Source organism: Pseudomonas mandelii (assembly GCF_900106065.1).
GTDB classification, from domain to species: Bacteria; Pseudomonadota; Gammaproteobacteria; order Pseudomonadales; family Pseudomonadaceae; genus Aquipseudomonas; species Aquipseudomonas mandelii.
The window spans coordinates 4,826,766-4,845,826 of record NZ_LT629796.1 but is presented as its reverse complement, the minus strand read 5'-3'; the positions used below and the strand labels follow the sequence as shown (position 1 = coordinate 4,845,826).

The window sequence follows — 19,061 nt, the reverse complement described above, 5'->3', positions numbered from 1 at the left end:
TCCGGGGGGTACCAGCCATTTTAAAGGTAGAGTTTGGGATAAAGGTCAGTTCGATAAAAGGGAGTTCCCTTATGTCGCGCACTACTGCTCCACTCTCCGACGCCGCTTGCCGTTCGGCCAAGCCCACAGACCGCGCCTATAAGCTTTTCGACGGCGACGGCCTTTACCTCTAGTCCAACCCAATGGCCGCAAAGGCTGGCGTCTCAGATACGTCAAACCTGATGGCCGGGAAGGACTGACCTCATTCGGCAACTACCCCATCGTTGGCCTCGCGGCTGCGCGCCGCAAGCGCTTGGAGGCCAAGCGAATGCTGGCGTATGGCATTGACCCTATAGGAGCCAAGAACCAAGCCAAGACGAACGCTCTGATCAAAGACCGCACCTTTGAAAGCGTTGCCCTCGGCTGGCACACGGAAATGTCAGCCAAGTGGGCACCGGACTATTCCAAGACAGTGATGAGTCGCCTCACTCACCTCTTCACACTGATCGGCACCCGCGCCATTGTCGACCTTGATACCCACGATCTTATGCAGCCCCTGGAAGCGATTAAGAAGCGCGGAACGGTAGACATTGCTTTAAGGGTACAAAACTACCTGCGGAGCATCATGCACGAGGCAAAGCGCCTCCGGCTTATCACCGTAAACCCTGCTTACGACCTCGTAGGCTCGATCAAAGCCTCGCGGGTCGTCCACCGTCCCGCTTTATCCTTATCGCGCCGGCCTGAATTGCAGGAACGGATCGACACCTATAAAGGCCGCGCACTTACCCGGCTGACGGTCTTGCTGTCGCTGCACGTGTTTGTACGCTCCAGCGAGCTGCGCTTCGCCCGCTGGAGCGAGTTCGACCTCAAACGTGGCGCCTGGGGAAATACCCGACACGCGACCAGCGTTGGAAGGTGTACCCTTTTCCACAAGGGGTACGAAGATGGCAAGCGATACCAAGTCTTGGAAACCAATCTCCGAAAACACGGTGAACAGCGCGCTTCGGAAGATGGGGTACGACACCAAATCCGAGATCTGTGGGCATGGGTTTCGTTCGATGGCCTGCAGCGCACTGATCGAGTCAGGTTTGTGGACGGACACAGCCATCGAGCGGCAGATGAGCCACAAGGAACGCGGTAATCTCTGAAGGTGGGACAGCAGAAACAACTATTGCGCTGAGTTCACTGCACGCCAGGTAAAAATCGCTACGGTCTGGCGAGCCCACAATCCGGCCATGCCTCAAACAACACCGCCTGCAATGACAGGCTGGAGATAGCCCGTCAAACACAGTTCTTCCCTGGAGCCAGTTGGCCGGAGCCACGAAGGGCGCAGCGGGATCAAACTGCTAAGTAATCTGGGCCAACGAGCTCATATCGATTTTCCTTTTTGAGACGATCCAGACACGCAGGTATCAAGCAACATGAGTGTTCGCTGCAAGCTCATGCGCGGGCTCAGGCTTGATCTTGAACCAGAGGGCGTACATCGCTGGCAGGAACACCAGGGTCAGCACGGTGCCAGCAAACGTACCGCCAATCAGGGTGTAGGCCAGCGTTCCCCAGAACACCGAATGGGTCAGCGGAATGAACGCCAGCATCGCCGCCAACGCCGTGAGAATCACTGGCCGTGCACGCTGCACAGTGGCTTCGACCACTGCGTCATAAGGCGACAGTCCGGCTTGCTTATTAGAGTGAATCTGGCCAATGAGGATCAGCGTGTTGCGCATCAGAATCCCTGACAAGGCAATCAATCCCACCAAGGCGTTGATCCCGAACGGCTGCTGGAACAGCAGCAGAATTGGCACCACACCAATCAGGCCCAAAGGGGCGGTGGCGAACACCATCATCATTGCCGACATCGAGCGCACCTGAATGATGATGGTCAGCAACATCAGCGCGATCATGATCGGGAACAACGGCAGCAATGCCTTGTTTGCTTTACCCGACTCCTCGATCGCGCCGGCAAACTCAATGCGGTAGCCCGCCGGCAGCTTTTCGATGATAGGTTGCAACTGCGTTATCAAGGCGTTGGAGACATCGGGAGGCTGAAGACCTTCAGCCACGTCACCGCGCACGGTTATTGTCGGCGTACGATCACGACGTCGCAGGATGGGCTCTTCCATGCGCACATCCACCGCCCCTACCTGGGACAGCGAAACGCGCTGGCCTTGGACGCCGTTCAGCGTGAAGGCGGCAATTTTCGATGGATCCAGACGCGTCTCACCAGCGGAGCGAGCGACCACCTGAACCGAACGAATGTCCTCACGCACCTCGGTGACAGGCACCCCCGTGAGCAGAAATTGCAGCTGTTGCGCGACATCGGTCGAGGTCAAGCCGAATGCTTGCAGGCGATCCTGATCCAGCGTGAGATGAAGTGCCGGCACGCGCTCGCCCAAGTCGGTGTTGACGGTTCTCATCATGGGGCTGGCAGTCATGACCTCACGCACCTGCGCGGCGATATCCCGCAACACTGCGGGGTCGGCGCCCATCACCCGAAAGGCCACCGGATACGGTGAGTAAGGACCAAATACCAACTGCGTCACCCGCACGCGGGCTTCAGGCGCCAAACCATCGGCCGTGGCTTGCCTGAGCCGAATCTTGAGCGCCTCACGCTCTTGCTGATTCGCCGTCAGGACGACGATTTTTGCGAAGGATGGATCGGGTAGCTCAGGGGCCATCGCCAAATAGAAGCGTGGCGCGCCCTGTCCAATGTAAGCGGTGACGATCTTGGCTTCCGGCTGCTGAGCCAACCACGCCTCGACCTTGGCCGCCGCCACATCAGTCTGTTCGATAGAGGTGCCGTAAGGCATCTGCACCTCAACCAGCACCTCAGGTCGGTCGGATGTTGGAAAGAACTGCTTCTTGACCACGCCCATGCCCAGAATCGCAACAACAAACAAGCCCACGACGGATGTCGCCACCAGGCCTTTGCGGCGGATCACACTGCCCAGCAGGCGCCTGAAACGCTGGTAGTTCGGTGTACCGTAAATCGCCGTATGCCCGCCTTCAGGCACCTTGATCTGCGGCAGCAGTTTGACGCCCAGGTAAGGGGTAAACACCACGGCCACCACCCAGGAAGTGATCAGCGCAATGCCAACGATCCAGAACATGTTCGCGGTGTACTCACCAGCGGTCGACTTGGCAAAACCGTTGGGCATAAAGCCGATCGCCGTCACCAACGTCCCCGACAACATCGGCGCGGCCGTGTGGCTCCAGGCATAAGCGGAGGCCTTGATTCGGTCGTAGCCCTCTTCCATCTTCACCACCATCATTTCAATGGCAATGATTGCATCGTCCACCAGCAGCCCCAGCGCCAGAATCAACGAGCCCAGGGTAATTCGATCGAAGTCTTTGCCCGTGGCCGCCATGACAATGAACACGGCCGCCAGAGTCAGCGGCACCGCTGCGGCAACCACAACGCCGACACGCCAGCCCATGCTGAGAAAACACACCAGCAGCACCACGCCCAAGGCAGCAAAAAACTTCACCATGAACTCGTTGACGGATGCGCCAATATTCACCGCCTGATCCGTGACCTTGGTCAGGCTCATGCCCAAAGGCATCTGCTCATTGATCGCTGTTGCCTCAGCATCCAGCGACTTCCCCAAATCCAGGCCGTTCCAGCCATCGCGCATGACCACGCCGAGCAACAGTGCCGGCTCGCCGTTGTTGCGTACCAGGAATGTCGCGGGGTCCTCATAACCGCGCTTGACCTCCGCCACATCGGACAACTTGAGGGTTCTGCCCTGCACTGTCAGCGGGGTATCGCGAATCTTCTGCAGGTCATCAAACGCGCCATCCAGCCGGATGAAAACCTGGGGCCCCTTCGCTTCGACCGAACCGGCCGGCGTTATCATGTTTTGCGTGTTCAGCGCACTGAAGATGTCTCGTGCAGAAATGCCCAGTGTCGCCAGACGCTCGTAGGACAGCTCGACAAAAACGCGCTCGGCCTGTTCACCGATGATGTTGACCTTCTTCACACCCGCTACATGCAGCAAACGCTGGCGCAAGCTCTCGGCTTCGCGCACCAATAGACGTTGCGGCTCGCCCTTGGCCTTGAGCGCATAGAGCGCGAAGGTGACATCGGAATACTCATCGTTGACCATCGGGCCGATCACCCCAGACGGCAACCCCTTCTGCTCATCCAGAATTTTCTTGCGCGCCTGGTAAAACTCCTCCTGGACCGCTGAGGGCGGCGTGCTGTCGAGCAGGTACACCGTAGTGAATGCCAAACCGGGCCGGGTAAAGGTCTCGGTCCGATCGTACCAACGCAGCTCCTGCATGCGTTTTTCCAGCTTTTCTACCACCTGGTCTTGCATCTCCTGGGCCGTCGCCCCAGGCCAGGCAGTGACTACCGTCATTTGTTTAATGGTGAATGCGGGATCTTCCGCACGCCCCAGTTTGAAGAAGGCGTACAACCCCCCCACAGAAATCAGCAGGATCAAAAACAGCGTGATTGAGCGCTCGCGTACGGCCAGCGCCGAAAGATTGAAGCCGCTCATCGACTTACCTCAACCACTGAATTTTGCGGAGCATCGGCGAGTTCAGTCCTGACCTTCTCTCCCTCGCTCAGCAAGTGAGCACCCAATGCGACAACACGATCACCCACCTGCAGATCACCCGTCACGCGCACGCTGGCCTCATTATTCAGGCCACGAACCTTGATCGGGCGCCATGCCACCTGCTCAGGTTCCCCGCCAACCACCCAGACCCCAGGGCCTTTACCGGCGTCGTAGAGGGCCCCCATGGGCACCTGTAATTCCTTGGCATCAGCAACATCCGTGTCAGCGATAACCACTGAGATCGTCGAACCCAGGGTGGCGTTGGAGAGCGCCCCCTCCAGCACATAACGCGCTTCAAACGTTCGGGTCTGTCGGTCGGCAGAGTCGGACAACTGGCGTAACCGCGCATTACCTGCAGTCTGGTGCTGGCCGTACAGCTCAACCCTCGCCGCCGAGCCCAGCGCAGGACGTAACGTCTCGGGCAACTGGATCACCGCCTCGCGCTGCCCTGAATGGGCAACGCGTACCACCACCTGCCCTGCGCCAACTACCTGCCCCGGCTCCGCCAAGGTATCCACTACCACCCCGTCAGCATCCGCCAGCAACGTCGAATAACCGGTCGCGTTTTTCGCCACATCAGCCTGGGCCTGGGCAGCGTTGAGTTGGGCTATCGCCGAGTCGGCAGCTGCTTTGAACCCTGCATAAGCTGAAGCAGATACCGCTCCGACGGACACCAGATCACGGTAGCGAAGCTCGTCATCGGAGGCCTGCCGAGCTCGGGCCATGGCGGCCAGTACCGCTTCCTTCTGTGCCCGCGCGGTCAGCGTCAGGTCGTTGGCATCGATTCGCATAAGGGGCTGCCCGCGCTTGACACTCTGTCCAGCATCCACCAAACGCTCCAAGACCTTCCCTGGCACCCGAAAACCGAGGTCGCTCTGAACTCGGGCCGCGACGATACCGGTGAATACCCGTGCCGCAGGCGCGGAGGGTTGAACCACGCCGATGCGCACCAAGGGCGTTTGAAGGCGAGGATCGGCAGGCGTGGCCTCGTTGCAGGCCGCTAGGGCAAACGGCAACAAAACAATGAAAATGGCTGACATGCGGTGGCGCTGGATCATAAAGACCTCTCGGTAGCGGATGCATCATGCTTATTCAAGTGACCATTTCTGTCAATAGTCACTACCGAGACGAATGAACATCGCCCACTTGATCAGAGCAGAGCAAAGAGGCTCGATATCTAGTTTTTTCAGGCGCACACGCTGATACGGATGCGCAGCGCATCCGTCAGCAGAGGTTTAAGGCATCAGGCTGCGCAGAACAAGATTGGAGATGAGAGAAGGGGCTTCTTCAACAAAATCGAGGTTGTACTGCAATAGCAGAGGATTCATGAAAGGCCGCAGAGCGAGATGAATCGACTCTACCGTCTCGTCCAGCGGAGTCTTGCGTTCAAACTCGCCGAGCTCTCGCCCCTCACGCACGATTTGCAACACGAAGCTCTTAATCTGAGCGTCATAGACTTGTGAGCTGGGCCATCGCTCCGACGCGGAGAACGCTGCGATGTCGTAGAGTTTACGGTCGTTAAAGAACAGGCTCACACCTGTAGCGATTAAGGTTTTGACCAGGCGCCGAAAACGTTCAGTCGGGGAGATGCCGTCTACATTGATGGCTTGCTCCACTGCCGCAACGATTTCAGTCAGGCAATTTGTACAGATTGCTTCACCAATCGCCTGCTTGGATTCAAAGAATTTGTAGATGTAAGCCTTGGAAAAGCCGATGGCCTTGGCTAGGTCAGAAACTGTTGTTTTGCCATAACCGTATTGACTGAAATGTTCGTTGGCCGCCGCAACAATCTGGTCTCGAATGTCGTGATCGGCTGGGCCACGGGCGCTGGGCGAAGAAACTGATGGCTGATTCATGCGAGCAGCTTACTCATCCCAAAGGTGGTTGACAACTTGTGACCAAATTGTAATATCGTCACAAATCGACCCTTTCGCAGGCATCGCATGCACCCTCCTCCTCGTTTCGCCGTCTTACTGTGTTTGGGTATGGTTGCAGGTTGCTCAGTGGGCCCCGACTACTCAGAACCCCGCGTGGAATTGCCCGAGCATTTCTCGGCGCAAACGTCCAAGGCACGGCAAGTGGACGCTGCAAATGCCGATCTCGCCGCTTGGTGGAATGCATTTAATGACCCGATACTCAGTCAACTGATAAATCGAGCACTTGAACAGAACCTCGATTTAGCCCAGGCAAACGCAAGGATCGAGCAGGCTCGCGCCGGTTTGGGCGCAGCTAACGCAGCCCTCCTGCCGTCGGCTACCGTCAATGGTCAGGCGGCCCGAGCCCGTCAGTCATTGGAGACGCCGTTGGGCCAAGTGCTGAATTCAGCCCCTTCCTATAATCGCTACGGCAGCGCCTATGAGGCGAACTTGAATGCCGGCTGGGAGCTGGATGTGTTTGGCGGGCTGCGCCGAGGTAAAGAAGCAGCCTTCGCCGATTATCAGGCCTCGCAAGCCGGAGCAATTGCCACACGCCTGGCAGTGGTCGCGCAAACAGCCGACCTTTACATCAGCATCCGTGGCCTGCAAGCACGTCTGGAAATTGCCCGGCAGCAAGTAGACACACGACAACAACTGCTCACCACCATCGAACATCTCTACGCAAAAGGCCTGGCGGCTGAACTGCAGTTGAACCAGACCCAGGGCGCGCTGAACCAAGCGCAGGCCACCGTGCCGGTACTGCAAGCAGGCATTGACACGGCAATGAATGCGCTGGATGTCATGTTGGGCAAGGCGCCCGGCACTTACAGTGCGCAGTTGACTAAGCTGGCGCCCATCCCTGAGGTGCCAGACCTCTCGGACATGGGCGCTCCAGCCGACCTGCTGCGTCGGCGTCCAGACTTGATCGTCGCGGAGCGCCGTCTTGCGGCATCCAGCGCGCGCATCGGCGAAGCCATGTCCGAGTACTACCCCAAACTGTCTGTGGCTGCGCTGCTCGGCAGTGCTACGTCGGTATCCAGCGCAAACCTGTTCAGCAACGGCGCCAGTCAAGCTTCGGCGGCACTGGGTTTACGCTGGCGGCTGTTCGATTTTGGCCGCATCAACGCCCAGATTGATTTGGCAAAGGGCCAGGAAGCCGAAGCCTTGGCCGCTTACCGCCAGTCCGTTCTGCGGGCCTGCGAAGATGTGGAAAGCGCTGTTTCGGCACGGATCAAACGCGAGCAACAATCGACCCAGCTCGCCCAGGGCGAGTCGGCGTATGCGAAAGCCAGAGCGACATCGTTTGCCGCCTATGAAAAAGGCGTGGTCAGCTTGATCGAAGTGCTGGATGCCGATGAACATCTCCTAGCGGCATCTGATGGCAGAGCCCAGGCACAAACTGAATCGGCTCGCGCTGCAGTGGCCACGTTCAAAGCCTTGGGTGGCGGTTGGCAGCGAGATGATTCAGATGCTCGCGTTGTCTCAAAAAGAGCGGAAACTCGAATGTTTTTTCCTGATCCAGGGATATCGAAAGAACTCCAATAAAATACGGGCTGGATTAGGATAATCGTAGGGATATATCTACTAAAAAGCAGAATAATTTCATTGTAGAACAAATGCTTATTTTTCTGTTCGAGTCCAGGTCGTGAGCCAGACAGCAATATCGAAAAGCCCCTGAATCGAAAGGTTCAGGGGCTTTTTTGTGGCCGCTGGAAAAGCAAAAGGCCGATCTGTCTATTCAACAGATCGGCCTGGTTAGCAGGTGCCGCCGTCAGACATGCTCACTGCTTTTAGCATGAGCCGCTCGATGCTCGCTCGATTCATGGGCCGCTTCCACCACCGGAATCTCGTTCCCGTCGCAGTCACGCAGTTTACCTTCGCTGAAGTAATCCCCTTCACGCAACGCTGCCAGATCCTGATATCGAAGAACCCGCTCGGTACCGGCCGCGAACACCGATTGCTGATCCGAGTTACCGGCAGTGAGGTGGTTGAAGGCCAGGTTGAGCACGATGGCCATGATCGCCGAGGAGCTGATGCCCGAGTGGAAGATGGTCGCGAACCAACTTGGGAAGTGGTCGTAGAAATTCGGCGCGGCGATCGGGATCATGCCGAAGCCGATGGAGGTGGCGACGATGATCAGGTTGACGTTGTTGCGGTAATCAACCTTGGACAGCGTGCGAATGCCACTGGCTGCGACGGTGCCGAACAGCACGATGCCAGCGCCACCCAGTACCGAGGTCGGTACTGCGGCGATGACCCGGCCCATGAACGGCAGCAGACCGAGTATCACCAGGAACAAGCCGCCGGTGGCGACCACGAAACGACTCTTGATGCCGGTCACGGCCACCAGCCCGACGTTCTGGGCGAAGGCGCTTTGGGTGAAGGAGCCGAAGATCGGCGCGATCATGCTCGACAGCATGTCGGCGCGCAGGCCGTTGCCCAGGCGTTTGGAGTCGACCTTGGTGTCGATGATTTCACCGACAGCAAGGATGTCCGCCGAGGTTTCCACCAGGGTCACCATGACCACGATGCACATCGACAGGATCGCGGCAAAATGGAAGGTTGGCATGCCGAAGTGGAACGGGGTCGGGAAGCCGAACATCGGGCCTTGCGTGACCGACGAGAAGTCCGCCATGCCAAGGAACACCGCGAGGATCGTGCCGATGACCATCGCCAGCAGGATCGACAAACGGGAGATGGTCGCGCTGCCAATCTTGCTCAGCAGCAGCACCAAAACCAGCGTCACCGCCGCCAGACCGATGTTGGCCATGCTGCCGAAGTCCGGGGCATGGCTATTGCCGCCCATGGCCCAGCGTGCAGCCACCGGCATGAGCGTCAAGCCGATGGTGGTGATCACGATGCCCGTCACCAGCGGCGGGAAGAACTTGGTGATTCGCGAGAACACCGGCGTGATCAGTAATCCGATCAACGACGCGGCAATTACCGCCCCGAGAATTGACTGAAAGCCGCCCTCCCCGCCGCTGCTGACAATCGCCACCATCGTCGCGACACCGGAGAAGGACACGCCCTGTACCAGCGGCAACTGACACCCGAAAAACGGTAAACCGAGGGTCTGCAGCAATGTCGCCAAGCCCCCCGCAAACAATGAAGCAGCAATCAACAAACCGATGTCCGCCGGCGAAAGCCCGGCCGCCTGGCCGATGATCAAAGGCACCGCGACGATGCCGCCGTACATGGTCAGAACATGTTGCAGGCCGTAAGCCATATTCGCGCCGACCCCGAGGTTTTCGTCCTCAGGCCGTTGGTGTGAAACATGGGGCGTTTTCATGGTTGGGGGGTTCCCTGGTTTTTTGTTATGCGCACACTGTATGCAAGAGTCAGGACAAATGTCTATAGAGTTGTATACAACTCACCAGTCAGATAATGGACACATGTCCATGTCGCCCTTTAGCTGCGCGACTTTCCCCTCCAAAAATCTTGAAATACATCCTTCATCTGCCTGCTCCCCTGCCCGCTAGTCTTTTGCATTCCAAGCGACCTCCGGCACGGACGCCCCTCGCTTATACATATAAAGTATGCATAATGAAGTCATTCGAAATTCAGTATCACAAGGCAAAAAACGCAGCCAACAAATTAAAGCATCGCGGCATCAGCCTCGCCGAAACAGAACCGGTGTTTTACGACGAACGAGCACTGACGATTCGGGACAACCATCACGATGAACAACGGTGGATCGTCATGAGCATGGATGCCAAAGCTCGCTCGCTGGTCGTTGCGTACACCTATCGCGAACCGAATTTCGTACGAATCATTTCCGCGCGCCTCGCCAGCAAAAACGAGCGCCGTCGTTATTTGGAGAATTGAACGATGAAAGACGAATACGACTTCAGCAACGCCAAGCGTGGAGCAGTTGCCTCCAGCAAAGGCAAAACCCGAATTACCATCATGCTCGATGATGTCGTCATCGAAGCAGCACGCGCCATGGCGGAGAGCGAGGGGTATGGCTACCAAACAGTGATCAACAACACGCTGCGCCAGGCGCTGCTCAACACCAAGGAAAAAACCACCGCGCACGATCAGTACGCCACGGTGGCGAATGGCGGGCATTTCAGAGAAGGCGTTACTGCATCCGAACTGAAGAGCCTGGAGAAAAAACTCTCAGAGGTCTTGAGCGAGATCCATCGTGTGATTGAGCCTTGAGGGTGTGCCGTTTCAAGACCCAAGGGGGGAACGGAGCCTGCCCCACGCAAAGAAAAAGGGCAGATGTTTTGAATCTGCCCTCTCGGGACGATGGCTATGTCACCTGAATCAACCGCCCAAGCACCTGCCGCAACCCCGCATGCTCCGGCACGCGAATCCCGAACTCCCCCTCCAGCAACCCGATCAACTCCTCCACATCTGCAACCTGCCGCCGTTCGCTCTCGGCGCCCACCCGATGAATCGCAAAACTGCCGTTGTTCAACGTGCGCCTCCAGCCATCCCCGGTGCGCGCGACCAACAGTTGCTTGGTAAACGACGATTCCGGATGGGTCGAGACGTACCAGTTGCCGAGGACGTAGTCGATGTCTTCCTGGCGTTGCAGATCGAAAATGTACATTGGCCGCCACTCGCCGCCGACGTTGGCGCGAAGGGTGTAGCCGTCTGCATGGCGCTCGATGCGATACGGATCGTGGGGCGTGAGTTGTGCCGCATCGTTGTCGAGCAGGAGCGGTACGGTCGGCACCATGCCGCCGAAGCCGACGTCGGTGATGTAGCGCACGCCGTCCAGCGTGACCAGGCTCAAGCGGTGCGTGCGGGCAGTCCAGGCGCCTTCGGGCTGACCCATGACGACTCGGCCGGTAATGCCGCATGCGTCAAAACCCAATTCCTGAAGCAAGGCTAGAAACGCGTAGTTGAGCTCGTAGCAGTAACCGCCGCGCCCCTCACGCAGGATTTTCCGCTCGATGGATGGCAGGTCGATGCGTACCGGCTCGCCGGACAGCGTGGTGAGGTTTTCAAACGGGAAGGCCCCAGTGTGGCGCAACTGGAGTTGGCGCAAGGTGTCCAGGGTCGGCTCCGGGGGCGCGTCGTAACCCAGGCGCTGCAGGTATGCCGCACGGTTCGTCAGGCGTGGTTCGCTCATTGCTCGGTCCTTATGCAGGGGCCGCGGATCTCTCCGCCGATGGGCGCCATGTATAAGGGAAAAAGCGGTTCGACTGACAATTGATTTAGCCAATCGCCCACCCTCTGAACATCAACGCTGTTTGCGCGAACTCAAGCGAATCCACGTCGGCGCATGGTCGCTGGCGTGCGGCTCGTTGCGCACCCAGGCATCGACCCCAGCCTCGTGCAGATAGGGGCTCAGCGCCGGGTTGAGTAGCAAGTGATCGATGCGCAACCCCGAGTTCTTCTGCCAGTGCTGGCGGAAATAATCCCAGAAGGTGTAGAGCCGATCCTCCGGGTACAGATGACGCAGGGAATCGGTCCAGCCCTGATCCAGCAAACGCTGGTAACACTCGCGACTTTCCGGTTGCAGCAACGCGTCCTTGAGCCACGAGCGCGGGTTATAGATGTCCAGGTCGGTGGGCACCACGTTGTAGTCGCCGGCCAGCACCACCGGATGCTCGCTGCTTTGCAGGTCCTTGGCATAGGCGATCAGCCGTTCGAACCACGCCAGTTTGTAGTCGAACTTCGGCCCGGGTTGCGGATTGCCGTTGGGCAAATACAGGCAGCCCACCAGAATCCCGTGCACCGCAGCTTCCAGGTAGCGACTGTGCGTGTCGGTGTCATCTCCCGGCAGACCGCGCCGACTCTCCAAAGGCAGCGCATCACGGGCCAGAATCGCCACCCCGTTCCACGACGACTGGCCTTGCCAGATAGCGCCGTAGCCAATGGCCTCAAGCTCGGCGGCCGGGAATGCGCTGTCGACCGACTTGAGCTCCTGCAAACAGGCAATGTCCGGTTTTTCTCGCTCAAGCCAGGCCAGCAAATTCGGCAGCCGGGCACGCATGCCGTTGACGTTGAAAGTGGCGATTTTCAGGTTTTTCATAGGCCGGGGCTCGCAACGGATGGACGATATCCAGTTGTGACCGGAGTGCGCCATGGCAGTTGCGACGACAACTGAAGCAGGCGACTAAAGGTCCCCCTCACAAAGGATGCTCATCACGCGATGCCTTGAGCAATGGCAGCAGCGCCTGGTTTTCCATCGGCCGGCTGAGGTAGAAACCCTGCACCTCATGGCACTCGTCCGAGATAAGGAAGTCCAGTTGTTCCAGGGTCTCGACGCCCTCTGCGGTCACCGTCAGCCCCATGGCCTTGCCCAGGTTGATGATCGCCTGCACCACCGCACGGTCGTTACCGGTGCCGCTCATGGACGAGATGAAGCGCTTGTCGATCTTGATCCCGTCGAACGGATACGTGCGCAGATAACCCAGCGACGAATAACCGGTGCCAAAGTCGTCCATGTTCAGTCGCACGCCCAGCTCCTTCAGCGAGTTCATGGTCGCGAGCGCGCCGTCGACATCGTTGAGCATCACGTTTTCGGTGATCTCCAGCTCCAGTCGACTGGCCGGCAAACGACTCTGGATCAACGCCTCCCTGACATCCTCCACCACGTCACTGCGAACAAACTGCACGGGCGACAGGTTGACCGAAACCATCAGCTCACCCGGCCAGGTCAGTGCCGTCTCGCACGCCTCACGTAAAACCCAGCGCCCCAAGGGCACGATCAGATCGGTCTGTTCGGCCAATGGAATAAACGAGTCGGGCCCCAGCAACCCCTGCACAGGATGCTGCCAGCGCAGCAACGCTTCGACCGAGACGATCTGCTTGCCATCGACGTGATAACGAGGCTGATAGTGCATCACGAACTCATTGTTCTTGATCGCCTGACGCAGGTCGTTTTCGAGTTTGCGGCGATGCTGGATCTGGTCGTTCATGTGCGGCGCAAAGTAGCACCAGGTTTTCTTGCCGTCAGATTTGGCCTGATACAGCGCGATGTCGGCACATCGAATCAACTCCTCCGGCATGTGCCCCTGACGCCGGCTCAAGGCGATACCGATGCTCGCACCGATGTGCAGCGCGTGATGGTCATAGTGGATCGGCTGGTGCAGGCTTTGGAGGATACGTTCGCATATGCGGTCGATTTCCGTGTGGATGTCCATTCCATTGAGTACCAGCACAAACTCGTCGCCGCCCAGTCGGGCGACCAGGTCAATGTCCCGCGTGCACTCACGCAAACGGGTAGCCACCTCCAGCAACACCGCATCGCCCGCCGGGTGGCCGAGGGAATCATTGATCGGCTTGAAGTTGTCCAGGTCGATCATCAACAACGTCAGCGGCGCCGAATGCTCCTTCAGCACCAAAGCGTCTTCGAGGTAGCGCGCCAGCTTGTTGCGATTGGGCAGGCCAGTCAGCGCGTCGTGCAACGACAGATGCTGGATCTGCGCATGGGCGGCGACTTCATCGGTGATGTCACTGGCCGTGCCGCGGTAACCCACCACCGCGCCTTTGCTGAGGATCGGTCGCGCCGATACCCGACTGATCCGTTGCTGCCCCGACTGTTCGCGATAGGAGCAACGCAGGTGACTGACGCTGTGCTCTTCGTCGAGCTTGTTCAGCCACAGCGACAAGGGCGTAGTGTCGCAATACAACAACTGCTCGATGCCCTGCCCCAGCCATTGCTGATCGGAAAACCCGGTGACGGCGCCAAAACGCCCCGACAGATACGTGATGCGATGCTGGTCATCGATTTCCCATATCCAGTCAGACGCGGCCTCGGCCACTGCACGAAAACGTTCTTCACTGGCCTCCAGCGCCTGGTTCGACAAATCGAGTTTGATGTAACTGGCATCCACGTGCCCGGACGTGCGCAACACATAACGAAAGAAGTAAGCCGTCAACAACGCGAGAATCAACAGCGCGCCGCCCAGTGGCGGCAGCAGTGACCAAAGCAGCTGATGGCCTGGCTGCTCGAGCTGCGAGACCAAACTATAACCGGTGCCCGTGAGTCCGACCGCAGGCTGACCGGGAGCGAGGGTGTTGTCAGGTGCGAGGCTCAAGTCATGCAAACCATAGTCGGCACTCAAGGCGCTGAGCTTCTCCGAACTCAATTGATCGACGAATACCAGCACCGACGTGCTTTGGGGATCGACCGCCGGTCTTTCGTCATTGGGCACGATCGCCGCCGCCGTCAATAGCGCGGGCTGCCCCTCGAAGAGCGTGAACCGGCTGATGGGGGCAAGCAGGCTTTCCTGGCCCTGCACCTCCTCGATCAGTGCTGCCATCGCTATCGACAGCCAGGCCGCCGCGTCGCCCTGGACCTGAAGGCCGCGCACCACGGCGTATTTGGTTCGCTGAGGGTCGACCACAAAAACGCCGTCGTAATGATCCAGGGTGAACAGGGTTTTGCCCATGTTCTGCTCAACGTAAGCCCACTGCGCGTCAACTTCGCCATTCAAATGATCGTAGGCCGTGGTCCAGTTTGCATAACTGGCAACGTAGTTTTTCGAGGCTGAGATGCGGTTTTCCAGCGCGCGCTGGGTGTAGAACGTGGTCTTGGCCAAGTCCTGGGCATCGAGCCGGCCGGCAATGTTGAACAACGCAACCAGAGCAATCAGCACCCCCAATACAAATACCAGCCCGACAGACCAGACCAGGTTCCGTGTGATCGGTGTATGGCGCGCTGGTGCGGCGGCGGTCGTGGCGGTCAATTCCATGCATGGGATCCTGTCAATCGATTGCCTGCGTCCATTGACCATAGCAGCCAGGGTCCAACATCGCGCCACGACTATTGCCAATCGGCAGCCGCTACCTTGGGAGGGCGCGCGTCACACGTCAACCTGCAACTGAGAGGCACCGTGCGCCACGAACGGATCATGCCGGATGGCCGAACACGCACTCGCTACGGTCCAGCATCATTGATGAGAAATGGCCGTAGGTGCGGGAGAGTCTTGAGAAGAAGCTGAACGGATACAGCCCTCTCTGATACCTGCAAAACGACTGCGGGTACGAGCCAGTTCGCGAAGACGGTGATCACGCTCGTCGATCGGCTCCACCACTCGTCATCCAACCGGCACCAACCGCCCCACCCTTCACACCAACATCAGGTAACGACTCATCTTTGGAGACGTACCCTGATGAACCTCAAAATGACTTCGATTTTTCTGGCCGGATTGCTGAGCGTCGCTTCGGCGGCCACCTTTGCGGCATCCGGCGATGGTGCTGATGCGACCGGTACGAAATCCGGCGCTACCAGCGGTTCGACCATGCCGCCCGATAACACCCCCGGCTCGCCCTCCTCCGGAAACAGTACGGATTCGGGAGGTGGCTCCGGTACCGGCACCAGCGGTGGGGCCAGCGGTTCAGGTTCCGGCGCGGGCGGCGGCACCGGTGCTGCCGGCGGTGGTACCGGTGGGGCTGGAGGTGGAACAGGCAGCTGAACGCATAAAAGCAGGCCGTGATGAACATCGCGGCCTGCTTTCATACGACACCTTCATAGCCGCTTGACGGGGGGTGGCTCCCACTTACCGTTAAGCGCCTCGGGCTTGGGTCCGTACAAGCGCATCGTCAAGTTGAACGGACCTTTTGGCGCGGGCAGCCAATTGGCTTCAAGTTCCTTTCCGGGACTTTCGTTCTGGAAGTAAATATCCAACGATTGATCCGCATTGGTCTTGAACGGCATCCAACTGCTGACCGCAAAACGGTTGAGTTCGTTGCCGACCTGGAACCCTTCAGAGTCGTACAGGGTGATCGACCAGAAAGCACTTACGGGCGGTACCTCTCCCTTGTCGAAATGCAGCACGTACTTGTTAGAACCGTCGAGCGGCCTGCCTTTGTCATCGCCGATATTTAACGGATAAATCGCATCCTCTGGCAGGTTGGCGCCGAGCCCGACTTGCGCAACGATGGCGCGTTTAAGGTAGTAGTTACCATAGACGCCCATGGTGTCGGTATTCATCGACCAACCGTTGACCACGCGCGCGAGGGTTGCAACCTTCCACTTCATCAGCGCCTGAGCTTCCTGGGGCACGGTTTGAAGTGCCGCCTGGACATCGGGATCGATTGCATCGAAATTAAACGGCTTGCCGGCCTCGATACCAATGCGCTGCATTTGCGCCAGTATCGGCTGATCGGTGATGTGGGGCGGATGCACTTTGAGCAGCGCGGCGGCGTAGACGAAGTAATCGGCCGCTGACATCGTATCGATCTGAATTTTTGGCGGCGTCTTCATGTCCACCGCCGGGTCGATGTGCACCTTGATCGGTTCAACCTTTTCGCCTAGCCGCGACAACGGCGTCACGGTATAGCCCGCCTGAATCTTATGCACCGCAGCGTAGTCCGCAACTCCGTCGGTCTTGGTGCGACCAATGACCCAGACAAAAGGTGTGGGGGCGGGTAAATGATTCAATCCGGGCGGCACCGTTCCGGTCCATCCCGGCGGCGTCACCAGAAACTGACTGGCCTCTGTACCTGTCGTGCGCCAACCTGGCGAGGCAAAGACATCGCTCCACATATCAAGCATCGGCAACAAGTAAAATCGCCCGGCGGTGTCCGGTGCACTAATCACCAGCGGCTCCTGGGTCAAGTCGAGCCAGGCGATGGAGTACAGGGTGTCGAAGTTCGACCGCACCACTCCCTTGAAATCTGCGGGCGGGTACTGCGGCACACTCACAAACATGTTCATCGGGCCCTTGCCAAACTCTTTGCCGGGTTCGATGTTGGTGAACTGCTTGCGGGTAAGATCCATGGTCAACAGCGGGTAAAAATACAGGTAGGCATCCACGCCGATGGCGTGAGCTTCTTGCTGCGTGATTTTCGATTGAGCCTGGCTGGCCAGCGGAAAGACAGCACAGGCTGCCAGGGTTAGAGCAACGGCTGTCAATGCTTGAGGTATCAACATTTCGGCGATCGTCCGTGCAATGGGGAGGTCTGCCGGGTTCGGCAGAGCTACGGACACTCTAGACGATCAAAACAACTGGATCTGACAGGGAGACCGACGGACGAGCGACTGTTGCACAGCTGCAACAACTGCAACCAATGCTTAACGATCGGAGCGCATCAACGCCTCCACACCGCCCTCAAGCGACAACACGGCCGAACGGTTTCGACCCGAATGCTTGGCCTGATAAAGCGCCGCATCCGCTCGTTCGATGAACAGTTCGATGCTGTCTCGCCCGGTCGGCACGAACGCGTAACAGCCAAGACTGACCGTCACATATCCCGTGGGTGAACCGTTGTGGTTGATGTTCTTGTCCATGACGCTGCGGCGGATCTGTTCGGCAATCACCAACGCACCGTGAATGTCGGTGTCAGGCAGCAGCACCGCAAACTCCTCGCCGCCATAACGCACCGCCAGGTCTGCTTTGCGGTGGCAGCAACCCTTGACCGCACGCGCCACTTCCGCCAGGCAGTGGTCCCCTGCGACATGGCCGTAAGCATCGTTGTAGCGTTTGAAGTAATCGATATCGAGCATGATCAGGCTCAGCGAACTCGACTGCCGGGCGCCTCGGCCAAACTCGATGTCCAGCGCCTGCTCGAACAGTCGGCGATTGGCCAGGCCCGTCAGGCTGTCATGAGTCGCGATCAGCTTCAGTGCTTCCTTGGCCTTGCGCAAATCGGCCTCGACCCGCACGCCGACGCGCACCTGGCGAACGAACACCCAACCGAACAGACCGACACCCAGCACCACCAGGGCAACGATGACGCAGGACTGAAATGCGGTGTCGTACCAATCCTTGAGAATCGAATCCCTGGACGATGCCGCCGAGACCACCAGCGGATAGGCGTCGAGTTGACGGTAGCCATACAAACGTACAACCCCATCGATCACCGAGCTGATCATCGCGTTGCCGGCGGGCGCGTTGGGCAAGAGTTTATGAAAGATTTCGCCCTTGGCCAGGGATGTGCCGATCTGTGATTCCACAAATGGCCTTCGCGCCAGCAACGTGCCGTCGGTCAGCGCCAAAAACATCGAGCCGTTGTCATCGATGCTGAAGCTTTTGAAGAACTGATCGAAATAGGCCATTTTGATTCCGGCCAACACCACGCCCTGGAAGTTGCCGTTCTTGTCGTTCACCCGTTTGGACACCGGAATGATCCACTCTCCATTTTCCCGACTGCGAAGTGCCGGCCCGATGTGCGCGAGGGTGGATGCGTTCTGCTGGTGGAACGTGAAGTACTCTCGATCCGACACGCCCGGACCGCGGGTCAAATCATCGAACGACGTCACGACCCACTGCCCTTGCTTGTCGAACAGAAATATCCCGTGCAATTGGTCGAGCGCCTGCGCCCGCCGGGCAAAGGTTTTCTGCAACCGTGGCTTTTGGGCCGCGCCGTAGCCATCGACCTGAATCCAGTCCACCAGACTGGTCAACACCAGGTCGGCCTTCATGAAAGTGTCTTCGGCCTGCTGTGCCATGGCGCGAGCCAGGTTCGAAGACGCGACTTGCGCCACGTCCAGCGCGTGGCGCCGCGATTGCTCCAGTTGCAGATAAAGCAGACCACAGAGACACAGGCACACCGTCGCGATAAACAGCACCGCTGCCTTGAGCAGAGATAACCGTTTCAAAGCGCCGCCAGGAGTTTGCTGCGGGTCTTGAGTGAGGATAGGCAAAAGCTCGTCCTGTAAGGGCAAGGCATGGGCAAAGGCCCAAAGCCCTTAATTTTT

13 protein-coding genes and 1 pseudogene are annotated in these 19,061 nt (G+C 58.5%); 5 read left to right on the top strand and 9 right to left on the bottom strand.

What is annotated here, in order from left to right:
- Positions 1-71: 71 nt before the first annotated feature.
- Positions 72-1,124, top strand: a pseudogene (locus BLU63_RS22440) (tyrosine-type recombinase/integrase); the annotation flags it as partial.
- A 267-nt stretch (positions 1,125-1,391) separates the two neighbouring features.
- Here BLU63_RS22440 and BLU63_RS22435 read toward each other — a convergent pair.
- From BLU63_RS22435 to BLU63_RS22425, 3 genes are all read right to left on the bottom strand, one after another.
- Positions 1,392-4,478, bottom strand: a complete 3,087-nt coding sequence (locus BLU63_RS22435; protein ID WP_077750246.1) for an efflux RND transporter permease subunit — start codon at positions 4,476-4,478, stop codon at positions 1,392-1,394.
- Entirely contained in the window at positions 4,475-5,596 is a 1,122-nt protein-coding gene (locus BLU63_RS22430; RefSeq protein ID WP_083376273.1) for an efflux RND transporter periplasmic adaptor subunit, read from the bottom strand. Before BLU63_RS22430 ends, BLU63_RS22435 begins: the two co-directional genes overlap by 4 nt.
- A gap of 177 nt (positions 5,597-5,773) precedes the next feature.
- Complete coding sequence (locus BLU63_RS22425) at positions 5,774-6,394, bottom strand: TetR/AcrR family transcriptional regulator (RefSeq protein WP_010456071.1); 621 nt, start codon at positions 6,392-6,394, stop codon at positions 5,774-5,776.
- An 87-nt stretch (positions 6,395-6,481) separates the two neighbouring features.
- Here BLU63_RS22425 and BLU63_RS22420 point away from each other — a divergent pair, with 87 nt between their 5' ends.
- Positions 6,482-7,999 (top strand): efflux transporter outer membrane subunit, encoded by a 1,518-nt coding sequence (locus BLU63_RS22420; RefSeq protein WP_083376272.1) that lies wholly within the window; start codon positions 6,482-6,484, stop codon positions 7,997-7,999.
- 226 nt (positions 8,000-8,225) lie between these two features.
- On the opposite strand, the gene BLU63_RS22415 is transcribed toward BLU63_RS22420, so the two are convergent.
- The gene (locus BLU63_RS22415; RefSeq protein ID WP_010456075.1) at positions 8,226-9,743 is read right to left on the bottom strand and encodes a nucleobase:cation symporter-2 family protein; all 1,518 of its coding nucleotides are present in this window, start codon (positions 9,741-9,743) and stop codon (positions 8,226-8,228) included.
- A gap of 254 nt (positions 9,744-9,997) precedes the next feature.
- Between BLU63_RS22415 and BLU63_RS22410 the strand changes: the two genes are divergently transcribed.
- Positions 9,998-10,279: a BrnT family toxin gene (locus tag BLU63_RS22410; RefSeq protein ID WP_083376271.1), complete on the top strand. Its 282-nt coding sequence runs from the start codon at positions 9,998-10,000 to the stop codon at positions 10,277-10,279.
- A 3-nt stretch (positions 10,280-10,282) separates the two neighbouring features.
- Positions 10,283-10,615 carry a BrnA antitoxin family protein gene (locus BLU63_RS22405; protein ID WP_010456079.1) on the top strand — a complete coding sequence of 111 codons (333 nt, stop codon included), beginning with the start codon at positions 10,283-10,285 and terminating at the stop codon, positions 10,613-10,615.
- A gap of 94 nt (positions 10,616-10,709) precedes the next feature.
- Here the strand turns inward: BLU63_RS22405 and BLU63_RS22400 are convergent, their stop codons facing one another.
- The 3 genes from BLU63_RS22400 to BLU63_RS22390 form a co-directional block, all read right to left on the bottom strand.
- Positions 10,710-11,537, bottom strand: coding sequence for an arylamine N-acetyltransferase family protein (locus BLU63_RS22400; protein WP_083376270.1), 828 nt, complete (start codon positions 11,535-11,537; stop codon positions 10,710-10,712).
- A 111-nt stretch (positions 11,538-11,648) separates the two neighbouring features.
- Positions 11,649-12,443: an exodeoxyribonuclease III gene (locus BLU63_RS22395; RefSeq protein ID WP_083376269.1), complete on the bottom strand. Its 795-nt coding sequence runs from the start codon at positions 12,441-12,443 to the stop codon at positions 11,649-11,651.
- A gap of 97 nt (positions 12,444-12,540) precedes the next feature.
- On the bottom strand, positions 12,541-15,111 hold the full coding sequence (locus BLU63_RS22390; protein WP_083376268.1) for a bifunctional diguanylate cyclase/phosphodiesterase: 2,571 nt from the start codon (positions 15,109-15,111) through the stop codon (positions 12,541-12,543).
- Between the two features lie 420 nt (positions 15,112-15,531).
- On the opposite strand from BLU63_RS22390, the gene BLU63_RS22385 reads away from it, so the two are divergent.
- Positions 15,532-15,834 (top strand): hypothetical protein, encoded by a 303-nt coding sequence (locus BLU63_RS22385; protein ID WP_371859415.1) that lies wholly within the window; start codon positions 15,532-15,534, stop codon positions 15,832-15,834.
- A 53-nt stretch (positions 15,835-15,887) separates the two neighbouring features.
- On the opposite strand, the gene BLU63_RS22380 is transcribed toward BLU63_RS22385, so the two are convergent.
- Positions 15,888-17,294 (bottom strand): DUF1254 domain-containing protein, encoded by a 1,407-nt coding sequence (locus tag BLU63_RS22380; protein WP_083376267.1) that lies wholly within the window; start codon positions 17,292-17,294, stop codon positions 15,888-15,890.
- A gap of 141 nt (positions 17,295-17,435) precedes the next feature.
- Positions 17,436-19,007, bottom strand: a complete 1,572-nt coding sequence (locus BLU63_RS22375) for a sensor domain-containing diguanylate cyclase (RefSeq protein ID WP_083376266.1) — start codon at positions 19,005-19,007, stop codon at positions 17,436-17,438.
- Positions 19,008-19,061 lie beyond the last annotated feature (54 nt).

What these genes read in the sequence shown, in the direction of transcription:
- BLU63_RS22435 (WP_077750246.1), bottom strand. Translation starts at nt 4,478, where the DNA reads ATGAGCGGCTTCAATCTTTCGGCGCTGGCCGTACGCGAGCGCTCAATC.
- BLU63_RS22430 (WP_083376273.1), bottom strand. Translation starts at nt 5,596, where the DNA reads ATGATCCAGCGCCACCGCATGTCAGCCATTTTCATTGTTTTGTTGCCG.
- BLU63_RS22425 (WP_010456071.1), bottom strand. Translation starts at nt 6,394, where the DNA reads ATGAATCAGCCATCAGTTTCTTCGCCCAGCGCCCGTGGCCCAGCCGAT.
- BLU63_RS22420 (WP_083376272.1), top strand. Translation starts at nt 6,482, where the DNA reads ATGCACCCTCCTCCTCGTTTCGCCGTCTTACTGTGTTTGGGTATGGTT.
- BLU63_RS22415 (WP_010456075.1), bottom strand. Translation starts at nt 9,743, where the DNA reads ATGAAAACGCCCCATGTTTCACACCAACGGCCTGAGGACGAAAACCTC.
- BLU63_RS22410 (WP_083376271.1), top strand. Translation starts at nt 9,998, where the DNA reads ATGAAGTCATTCGAAATTCAGTATCACAAGGCAAAAAACGCAGCCAAC.
- BLU63_RS22405 (WP_010456079.1), top strand. Translation starts at nt 10,283, where the DNA reads ATGAAAGACGAATACGACTTCAGCAACGCCAAGCGTGGAGCAGTTGCC.
- BLU63_RS22400 (WP_083376270.1), bottom strand. Translation starts at nt 11,537, where the DNA reads ATGAGCGAACCACGCCTGACGAACCGTGCGGCATACCTGCAGCGCCTG.
- BLU63_RS22395 (WP_083376269.1), bottom strand. Translation starts at nt 12,443, where the DNA reads ATGAAAAACCTGAAAATCGCCACTTTCAACGTCAACGGCATGCGTGCC.
- BLU63_RS22390 (WP_083376268.1), bottom strand. Translation starts at nt 15,111, where the DNA reads ATGGAATTGACCGCCACGACCGCCGCCGCACCAGCGCGCCATACACCG.
- BLU63_RS22385 (WP_371859415.1), top strand. Translation starts at nt 15,532, where the DNA reads ATGAACCTCAAAATGACTTCGATTTTTCTGGCCGGATTGCTGAGCGTC.
- BLU63_RS22380 (WP_083376267.1), bottom strand. Translation starts at nt 17,294, where the DNA reads ATGTTGATACCTCAAGCATTGACAGCCGTTGCTCTAACCCTGGCAGCC.